At 58.5% G+C, this 9,126-nt stretch carries 9 protein-coding genes; 7 read left to right on the top strand and 2 right to left on the bottom strand.

Annotation, left to right across the window (positions count from 1 at the left end):
• Window positions 1–3 precede the first annotated feature (3 nt).
• Entirely contained in the window at window positions 4–1,047 is a 1,044-nt protein-coding gene (locus tag IIA05_07365; GenBank protein ID MCH9026918.1) for a rod shape-determining protein, read from the bottom strand.
• Window positions 1,048–1,194: 147 nt separating this feature from the next.
• On the opposite strand from IIA05_07365, the gene gatC reads away from it, so the two are divergent.
• The 4 genes from gatC (at window position 1,195) to hslO (ending at window position 5,360) form a co-directional block, all read left to right on the top strand.
• Window positions 1,195–1,482, top strand: coding sequence for an Asp-tRNA(Asn)/Glu-tRNA(Gln) amidotransferase subunit GatC (gene gatC / locus IIA05_07370; protein ID MCH9026919.1), 288 nt, complete (start codon window positions 1,195–1,197; stop codon window positions 1,480–1,482).
• Between the two features lie 84 nt (window positions 1,483–1,566).
• Window positions 1,567–3,039 (top strand): Asp-tRNA(Asn)/Glu-tRNA(Gln) amidotransferase subunit GatA, encoded by a 1,473-nt coding sequence (gene gatA / locus IIA05_07375; protein MCH9026920.1) that lies wholly within the window; start codon window positions 1,567–1,569, stop codon window positions 3,037–3,039.
• 2 nt (window positions 3,040–3,041) lie between these two features.
• Window positions 3,042–4,475 carry an Asp-tRNA(Asn)/Glu-tRNA(Gln) amidotransferase subunit GatB gene (gene gatB, locus IIA05_07380; protein ID MCH9026921.1) on the top strand — a complete coding sequence of 478 codons (1,434 nt, stop codon included), beginning with the start codon at window positions 3,042–3,044 and terminating at the stop codon, window positions 4,473–4,475.
• A gap of 3 nt (window positions 4,476–4,478) precedes the next feature.
• Window positions 4,479–5,360 carry an Hsp33 family molecular chaperone HslO gene (gene hslO, locus IIA05_07385; GenBank protein ID MCH9026922.1) on the top strand — a complete coding sequence of 294 codons (882 nt, stop codon included), beginning with the start codon at window positions 4,479–4,481 and terminating at the stop codon, window positions 5,358–5,360.
• 19 nt (window positions 5,361–5,379) lie between these two features.
• Here hslO and IIA05_07390 read toward each other — a convergent pair whose 3' ends face one another.
• Entirely contained in the window at window positions 5,380–5,868 is a 489-nt protein-coding gene (locus tag IIA05_07390) for a YiiD C-terminal domain-containing protein (GenBank protein ID MCH9026923.1), read from the bottom strand.
• A 145-nt stretch (window positions 5,869–6,013) separates the two neighbouring features.
• Here IIA05_07390 and IIA05_07395 point away from each other — a divergent pair, with 145 nt between their 5' ends.
• The 3 genes from IIA05_07395 to IIA05_07405 all read left to right on the top strand — a co-directional run.
• Entirely contained in the window at window positions 6,014–6,931 is a 918-nt protein-coding gene (locus IIA05_07395) for a metalloregulator ArsR/SmtB family transcription factor (protein MCH9026924.1), read from the top strand.
• Window positions 6,928–7,848, top strand: a complete 921-nt coding sequence (metF, locus tag IIA05_07400) for a methylenetetrahydrofolate reductase (GenBank protein ID MCH9026925.1) — start codon at window positions 6,928–6,930, stop codon at window positions 7,846–7,848. The genes IIA05_07395 and metF overlap by 4 nt, the downstream gene beginning before the upstream one ends.
• Window positions 7,835–9,126, top strand: a 1,292-nt coding sequence (locus tag IIA05_07405; GenBank protein MCH9026926.1) for a homocysteine S-methyltransferase family protein, incomplete at its 3' end; no start/stop codon positions are given. The genes metF and IIA05_07405, both read left to right, overlap by 14 nt.

Raw genomic sequence — 9,126 nt, forward strand, 5'->3', positions numbered from 1 at the left:
GATCTATTCCAGGCCAAGGGCTCCCGGGCCATGTTCGTCAACCATGTCCAGTATGATTCCACCGCCTCTGGCAACACAAGTCATCGGATCGTCGGCGATGACGACCGGCAGGCCGGTTTCCTCGGTCAGCAGCTTGTCGATTTCACGCAGCAACGAGCCACCGCCGGTCAGTACAATGCCACGCTCGGCAACATCAGAGCCCAGTTCAGGCGGGGTCTGTTCGAGTGCCGCCTTGACCGCCCCGACTATGCCTTGCAGCGGTTCCTGAAGGGCTTCCAGTATTTCATTGCTGTTCAGGTTGAAACTGCGTGGCACGCCTTCGGACAGGTTGCGTCCCTTGACCGAAATTTCGTTGACTTCCTGGCCAGGGTAGGCCGATCCGACCTCGTGCTTGATGCGCTCCGCCGTGGCCTCACCGATCAAAATACCGTAGTTGCGGCGGACGTAGGCAATGATGGCGTCGTCGAAGCGGTCGCCACCGATCCTGACCGATGCGGCGTAGACGATACCGCCCAGCGAGATAACCGCGACCTCGGAGGTGCCGCCGCCAACATCGAGCACCATGGAGCCGCGCGCTTCCTGCACCGGCAGACCGGCGCCGATGGCCGCGGCCATGGGTTCCTCCATCAGGTAAACCTTGCGGGCGCCGGCGCCCTCGACGGATTCGCGGATGGCACGGCGTTCGACCTGGGTCGAACCATAGGGGACACAGATCAGGACCCGCGGACTGGGACGAAAAAAGGCGCCGTCGTGTACTTTCTTGATAAAGTACTGGAGCATTTTTTCGGTTATCGTGAAATCTGCAATAACGCCGTCTTTCAGCGGCCGGATGGCCGTAATATTGCTAGGCGTCCTGCCGATCATGTTCTTGGCTTCCTGGCCGACCGCCTGCAGGACTTTCCCACCCCGACCGGGTTCTTCGCGGATGGCCACCACCGACGGCTCGTTCAGAACGATGCCGCGGCCACGGACATAAATCAGAGTGTTTGCGGTGCCCAGGTCGATGGACAAATCGTTGGAGAAAAATCCCCGTAAATTCTTAAACATTCGAATCAAAAATCCGCGCTGAACAGTGGCTTGAAAACGACGCGCTACTCTAGCAACGGGTGGCACATTGAGCAAGCACAGGTGTATGATTATCCGCTTGTTCCGGGCCTTTGCAGGACTTTCCTGTCGCTATTGGGAGACAAGCGCATGTCACTGAGTCGCAACGAGATGAATAACATCGCCCATCTTGCTCGCCTGGAAATTGCAGAGGAAGAAGTGGCTGCGTTTGCAGACGATTTGTCGCGCATTATCGATTTTGTCGAGCAACTGAGTCAGGCCAGCACAGACGATGTGCTGCCGATGGCCCACCCGCTGGATATGGCGCAAAGACTCAGGGCGGACGAGGTGACCGAAACGGACCAGCACCAGAAGTTTCAACAAAATGCAGCCAGCGTGGAAGAGGACCTGTACCTGGTACCGAAGGTGCTCGAATAGGCTCCTGAACCTCACTTTCCGCAAGGCACGCGCAGGCGGCGGTTGCCAGTCCCCGATATTGAATTGTTAGCTTTTTGGTGAATCATGCACGACAAAACCATCTCCCAGCTCTCCAGCTCATTGCAGTCTGGCGACTTCAGCAGCGTAGAGTTGACCACGCATTTGCTCGACCGGGTCGAAAGACTGGGTCCGCAACTGAACGCTTTTGTCACGGTGACCGGCGAGTTGGCGCTCGAACAAGCCCGTCAAGCCGATCAAACGCGTGCCGCCGGCGATGCGGGTCCGCTGAATGGCATTCCCATTGTGCACAAGGACCTTTTCTGTACCGACGGCGTACTGACAACCTGCGGGTCCCGGATCCTGGACAATTTTGTTTCACCCTATGACGCCACGGTGGTGGGAAAACTGAAAGAGGCCGGCGCGGTGATGCTGGCAAAAACCAACATGGACGAATTCGCGATGGGTTCGTCGAACGAAAACAGTTGCTTTGGCCCGGTAAAAAACCCATGGGACGATACCCGCGTTCCAGGCGGCTCGTCCGGCGGCTCCGCAGCCGCGGTCGCGGCACGCCTGCTGCCTGGCGCTACTGGCACGGATACCGGCGGTTCGATACGCCAGCCGGCTGCGCTGACGGGCATCACGGGGCTCAAACCAACCTATGGCCGCGTTTCCCGCTATGGCATGGTGGCATTTGCCTCGAGTCTCGATCAGGCCGGCACGCTGACCCGCAGTGCCGAGGATGCCGCGATAATGCTCGGGACGATGGCAGGTTTCGATCCCAGGGATTCGACCAGCGCCGAAAAAGATGTGCCCGATTACCGGGCGACGCTGGACGATAAGCTTGACGGCCTGCGTATCGGCGTACCCACGGAGTTTTTCGATGATGGACTGATGCCGGCGAACAAGACCGCCGTCGAAGAAGCGATCCGCGAGCTGGAGAAGCTCGGCGCGAAAATCAGTGAAATCCATCTGCCAAACCTGGGGTTGTCGGTGCCCACTTATTATGTGGTGGCGCCAGCCGAGTGCTCATCGAACCTGTCCCGTTTTGACGGTGTTCGATTCGGCCATCGGGCGGAGAAATATGATGACCTGACGGATATGTACAAGAAAACCCGGGGTCAGGGATTTGGCGCCGAGGTCAAGCGTCGCATCATGATCGGCACCTATGTATTGTCGGCGGGATACTATGACGCCTATTACCTGCAGGCGCAGAAAGTTCGTCAACTGATCGCGGCCGACTATGCAGAAGCGTTCAAATCGGTGGATATAATCGCGGGCCCGACTACGCCGACGCCGGCTTTTAAACTCGGCTCCAAGACCCACGACCCGATCACCATGTACCTGAACGATATTTACACGATTGGCGCCAATCTGGCGGGCCTGCCAGGCATGTCCGTACCCTGCGGGTTCGTCGATGGCCTGCCGGTGGGCTTGCAGATTGTCGGGCCCCACTTTTGCGAAGCACGCCTGTTGAATGTGGCGCACCGGTATCAGCAGGTCACGGACTGGCACACCCGCGCACCGGAAATGACAGTCGGGGGTACCGCGACGGCATGACTATCGAATGGGAAGTCGTAATCGGGCTGGAAATACACGCTCAGCTCGCCACCCGGAGCAAGATTTTTTCGAGCAGTTCGACAGCTTACGGTGCGCAGCCCAACAGCCAGGCGAACCTGGTCGATCTCGGTTATCCCGGCGTCCTGCCGGTGCTCAATGGGGAAGTAGTGAAGATGGCCGTGAAATTCGGCTTGGCGGTGAATTGCGAGATCGCGCGGCGCTCGGTATTCGCACGCAAAAACTATTTTTACCCGGATCTTCCTAAAGGCTATCAGATCAGCCAGTTTGAATTGCCGATCGTTGGTCGTGGCGAGATCTATATCACCCTCGACGATGGCAGCCGCAAACGGGTCGGGATCACCCGCGCCCACCTGGAAGAGGACGCCGGTAAATCCTTGCACGAAGAATTCCAGGGCATGAGCGGTATCGATCTTAACCGCGCGGGGACGCCGCTGCTGGAAATCGTATCCGAACCGGACATGCGCTCGGCCGCAGAAGCGGTCGCCTATATGAAAGGGATGCATACGCTGGTTCGCTACCTGGAAATCTGTGACGGCAATATGCAGGAAGGCTCCTTCCGTTGTGATGCCAATGTCTCGGTGCGGCCAAAAGGCCAGGAGAAATATGGTACGCGCACCGAGCTGAAGAATCTCAACTCATTCCGTTTCGTGGAAAAGGCGATCAATCTGGAGGTAGAGCGCCAGATCGATGTACTCGAATCTGGCGGCAAGGTGGTGCAGGAAACCCGTCTCTACGATTCCGCAAAAAACGAAACGCGGACCATGCGGCTCAAGGAAGAAGCCAACGATTATCGTTATTTTCCCGACCCCGATTTACTGCCCCTGCTGATCAGCGAGGAGGAGATCGAGGCCGTGCGCAGCACGCTGCCGGAATTGCCGGACGAAAAACGCGAACGCTTCGGCAGCGAATACAAACTGAGCGACTACGATGCGCGCGTGCTGACGACCAGCCGCGAGATGGCCGCTTATTTCGAGGCGGTTGTCGAGGCGAGCGGCGGCGAACCCAAACTGGCTGCAAATTGGGTTGCCGGCGAGCTATCCGCCGGCCTGAATCGAAGCGGCATGGAAATCGGCGATAGCAAGGTCTCCGCGACCGCACTGGCCGGCCTTCTCAAGCGGATTGCAGACCACACGATCTCGGGCAAGATCGCCAAGGAAGTGTTCGAAGCGATGTGGGATGGCGAGGGCGATGCTGACGATATCATCGAAAAACGGGGGCTCAGGCAAATTACCGACAGCTCGGCGATCGAAAAAATTATCGATGAAGTGATCGCGGCAAACCCGGGGCAGCTCGAGCAGTATCGGGGCGGTAAGGACAAGTTGTTCGGGTTTTTTGTCGGCCAGGTTATGAAAGCGACTCAGGGCAAGGCCAACCCGGGCCAGGTAAACCAGTTGCTCAAGAAGAAGCTGGCCTGAACATTGGACGAGTTATCGCGCGACAGTCTGCACCGGTTTTTGTTTGAGGGCTGCCCGGTCCGCGGGAAACTCGTGCATCTCGATCAGTCCTGGCGCGCGATTCTGGAACGTTACGATTATCCGCAGCCCGTTCAACGAATCCTCGGCGAAACCATGGCCGCAACCGTGCTGCTCGCTTCTACTGTCAAGTTTGAGGGCCAGATAACCGTGCAGATCCAGGGCGACGGCCCGCTGACCATGGTCGTGATCCAGTGCAGCAACAAGTTGGTGCTCAGGGGGCTGGCCCGGTGGCAGGGCGAATTCGACGATGCCTCCTTCGAGCAGTTGATGAGCAATGGGAAAATGATCATCTCGATCGAGAATGATGCCGACAACCAGCGTTACCAGGGCGTCGTTCCGGTAACCGGGGCTACCGTTGCAGAAAGCCTGCGCGTGTATTTCGATCGCTCGGAGCAGTTGCCGACCCGGTTGTGGCTGGCCAGCGGCGACGAAGCGGTTGCCGGAATGCTGTTGCAGCGCATGCCGGAACACGGCGTAGCGCCCGCTGAAGATTTCTGGGATCGCGTTTGCCTGCTGGCATCGACGATCAAAACCGAGGAGCTGCTCGAACTGCCCGAACGGCAACTACTCAATCGTTTGTTCAACGAAGACGATCTGCGTCTTTTCGATCGTCTGCCGGTTTCGTTTCGCTGCAGTTGCAACCGCGAGCGAGTCGAAAACATGTTGAGAAGCCTCGGCGCGGATGAGATTCGCGACATGGTTGAAGAGCGCGGCATCGTCAGCGTGCATTGTGAATTTTGCAATAAAGGTTACCAGTTCGACCGCATCGATTCTGCCGGGCTGTTCCTGGCGGATCCGCCGGCGGGCGAGCAAAGCGTGCACTAGTAGCGATCATCAGCTGCGTTCAGCCGTAGCCGGTATCGCGCAGCGCGGCGAAGCGGCCGCAAAACTCCGCGGCCACGGCAGCGTCTGAAAACAGCGTGATTTCCAGGTCGATCCGGGCGCGATTCCTTGTTGCCAGGCTCCTGTTAAAACGCTCTTTTTTTTTGTCGTCCGGCCAGCGGCAGCGGGCTCGCAGCTGACCGTTTACCGGTAGCAGAAACTTCATCTGACTACGCTGGATTACGACGTGGGTTGCGGTCTCTCCGGCCATCAGCTTTGCGATCCCCCATCCGGTCAGCGTTGCCAGCGCCAGCAGGCTGCCGCCGAAGGCAGTCGCCATGTGGTTACGGTTTGGCGCGAGCGGCGCGCAGACAATCAATTCCTGGTCATCCAGTTTTTCGATACGCGCGCCCATGGCCGCAACCAGCGGGATTCCTTCACGCCACCATTGTTCCATACGCCTGGTTTGGTGCGAAAAGTTTGCCGGTCGGCTCGCGATGTCATTATTCATGGGGCCGGAGTCTGCCACAGGGCTGTCGAGCAGGCTAACAATGGCGGGCTTGTCTTCGCGGCATCAGCGGCATATACTTAGTATAATAACATAAAGATATCTTTATATTAATTCAGAAGTAACGCGAAGCACACGGTCAATCCGCATGAGTACTTTTCTGACCAGCCCGGCATTGCTTGCCGGACTAAAAGCTGCTGCCGAGCCAACCCGGCTGCGGTTGCTGAGGATTTGCGCCCAGGGTGAGCTGACCGTCGGTGAAATCACCCGCGTGATTGCACAAAGCCAGCCGCGGGTTTCCCGGCACCTGAAAATACTCTGCGATGCCGGTCTGCTGGTGCGTTTTCGTGAACGCCACTGGGTTTTTTATCGGGTGCCGCTGAGCGGATCCGAAGCCGAACTGGTGGGCAACATCCTGCAAAACCTGGCAATAGAAGACAGCGCCTTCCTGGTTGACCAGCAACGCCTGGAAGATGTGCTCGCCGAGCGCGCCAGGTTAGCCAGCGGCTATACGGCGCAACTGGGCCAGCCAGCGGTGAACGACGAACAGCTCTCAGCCGCGGTCAGAAAACTCCTGGGCTCGAGGCCGGTCGGTGATCTGCTCGACATCGGCACGGGAACAGGGCGCCTGCTGAGATTTCTCGGCGAGTCGGCAAAGCAGGCTGTCGGCGTCGATATTTCCAGCAAGATGTTGCTGATCGCCAGGAGCAATTTGCACTCGGCCGGTCTCAGTCAATGCATGGTCCGGCACGCCAACATGTACCAGATGCCATTTACCAATTGTTCGTTCGACACGATTACCATCGACGATGTGCTCAACGAAGCCGAGGATCCCGCGGCAGCGGTCGCCGAAGCCACCCGAATTCTTCGCGCGACCGGATGCCTGTTGTTGATCGAAAAAATGCCGTCCGCCAATGGCGTTGGCGATCTGGAAAACACCGGTCCCGGGCGCTGGTTACGGGACGCCGGCCTTGCCTGCAGCGCGACCGTGCTGGTGCCGGAAAAACGCCCGGCCATCGTGTTGTGCCTCGGGCAGAAAAAAGACGCGGCGAAGAGGGCGGCATGAGTGTCACGGATTTGAAAAACCGCCTGGCCGAACAGTCGGCCCAGATTTCCAGCGTGAATGTATCGTTCGAGTTTTTTCCGCCGAATACGCCGGCAATGGATTCCATACTTTGGGACTCGATCGAAAACCTGGCCCCGTTGAATCCCGGTTTTGTGTCCGTGACTTACGGGGCGGACGGCTCCACCAGGGATCGCACTCACCGTGTCGTGCGGCGGATTCTGACCGAGACCAAGCTGGTGGTTGTCCCCCATCTCACCTGCATCGACGCGAGCCGCGAGGAAATACGGGAGATTGCGCAAGACTATTACGAGTTGGGGATAAGGCATATAGTCGCGCTGCGCGGAGACCCGCCGGCAGGCTGCACGGAATACCGGCCGAGGAAAGATGGCTACGCCTATGCTTCCGACCTGGTCACTGGTCTGCGCGAAATGGCTGATTTTGAAATCTCTGTCGCGGCTTATCCGGAAGTGCACCCGGAGGCGCCGAGTCAGCGTTTCGACCTGGACAACCTCAAGCGCAAGATCGATGCAGGGGCTACGCGGGCGATCACCCAGTTCTTTTTTTATAACGATGCCTTTTTGCGTTTTCGTGATTTGTGCGTGGACAATGGCATCGATGTCCCGATCGTGCCCGGCATCTTGCCGATCACCCGCTTTCCGCGACTGGTTCAATTTGCAAAAGCCTGCGGCGCGGCGATTCCGCCGCAGATCAGTCAGCAGTTTGAAGGACTGGAAAATGACCCGGATACTCACCAGCTGGTGGCGGCCAGTGTTGCGATCGACCAGGTGCGCCGCCTGCAGGAACACGGGGTAGAGAATTTTCATTTTTATACGCTAAACCGTTCTCGGTTGACCTACGCCATTTGCCACATTCTCGGCATCAGGCCGCAACAGGGGATTGCGCATGCATCCGCTTGAAGAAGCGTTGCGCCAAAGAATCCTGTTGCTCGATGGTGCGATGGGCACGATGATCCAGAACTACGGTCTGACCGAGGCTGACTTCCGCGGGCGGGAGTTCAAAGGCCACGACAAACCGCTGACCGGCAACAACGACCTGTTGAGCCTGACCCGGCCGCATGTCATCCGGGAAATCCATCAGGCTTACCTCGAGGCCGGCGCGGATATCATCGAGACGAATACCTTCAACGCCAGTTTCCCGGCGCAGTCGGACTATGGCCTCGAACATCGAGTTGCCGATCTCAACCTGGCCGCGGCGAGCATCGCCCGGCAGGCGGCCGATGAAGTCACCCGGCTAAGTGGCCGCCAAAGATTTGTCGCCGGCGTCCTTGGCCCAAGCAATCGCACCGCGTCGATGTCGCCGGATGTCAATGACCCGAGCCTGCGCAATATCACCTTCGAACAGCTTGCCGATACCTATGCTATAGCGGCGCATGCGTTACTCGAAGGTGGCGTCGATTGCCTGATGTTGGAAACGATTTTCGATACCTTGAACGCCAAGGCGGCGATTTTTGCGATCGAGACGGTTTTCGGAGAGCGCGGCCTGCGGGTGCCGGTTTTTATATCCGGGACCATCACCGATGGTTCCGGTCGCACCCTGTCCGGCCAGACTACCACCGCTTTCTGGCATTCGATCCGGCATGCCCGGCCGCTGCTGGTCGGACTCAATTGCGCGCTCGGCGCCAAGGAGCTGAGGCCATGGTTGAGAGAGCTCTCTGCATGCGCCGATACTTTTGTCAGTGCGCATCCGAATGCCGGTTTACCCAATGAGTTCGGCGAATACGAACAGACGCCCGAAGAGATCGCCGGCTTGCTTGGAGAGTTTGCCCGCGAGGGCCTGATCAACATGGTCGGGGGTTGTTGCGGAACCACGCCGGACCACATACGCCGGATCGCCGAGGCGATTGAGGGCGTACCGCCGCGCGCGGTGCCGGATATTGAATCCGCATGCCGCCTCGCCGGCCTGGAACCGCTATCGATCAACAGCGACAGCCTGTTTGCCAACATCGGCGAGCGTACCAACGTAACCGGATCTGCGGTTTTCAGGCGGCTGATCGAAGCGGACGATTATGCCGGCGCGATCGAGGTCGCGCGTCAGCAGGTGGAAAACGGCGCGCAGATGATCGACATCAACATGGATGAAGGCATGCTCGATTCTGCAGCGGCGATGCAGCGTTTTCTCCGCCTGCTTGCCGGCGAACCGGATGTGTCGCGGGTGCCCGTGGTGATCGATTCCTC

Source organism: Pseudomonadota bacterium, from assembly GCA_022572885.1.
Taxonomy (GTDB): domain Bacteria; phylum Pseudomonadota; class Gammaproteobacteria; order Steroidobacterales; family MnTg04; genus MnTg04.

What these genes read in the sequence shown, in the direction of transcription:
- gatA (MCH9026920.1), top strand. Translation starts at nt 1,567, where the DNA reads ATGCACGACAAAACCATCTCCCAGCTCTCCAGCTCATTGCAGTCTGGC.
- metF (MCH9026925.1), top strand. Translation starts at nt 6,928, where the DNA reads ATGAGTGTCACGGATTTGAAAAACCGCCTGGCCGAACAGTCGGCCCAG.
- IIA05_07390 (MCH9026923.1), bottom strand. Translation starts at nt 5,868, where the DNA reads ATGAATAATGACATCGCGAGCCGACCGGCAAACTTTTCGCACCAAACC.
- IIA05_07365 (MCH9026918.1), bottom strand. Translation starts at nt 1,047, where the DNA reads ATGTTTAAGAATTTACGGGGATTTTTCTCCAACGATTTGTCCATCGAC.
- IIA05_07395 (MCH9026924.1), top strand. Translation starts at nt 6,014, where the DNA reads ATGAGTACTTTTCTGACCAGCCCGGCATTGCTTGCCGGACTAAAAGCT.
- gatC (MCH9026919.1), top strand. Translation starts at nt 1,195, where the DNA reads ATGTCACTGAGTCGCAACGAGATGAATAACATCGCCCATCTTGCTCGC.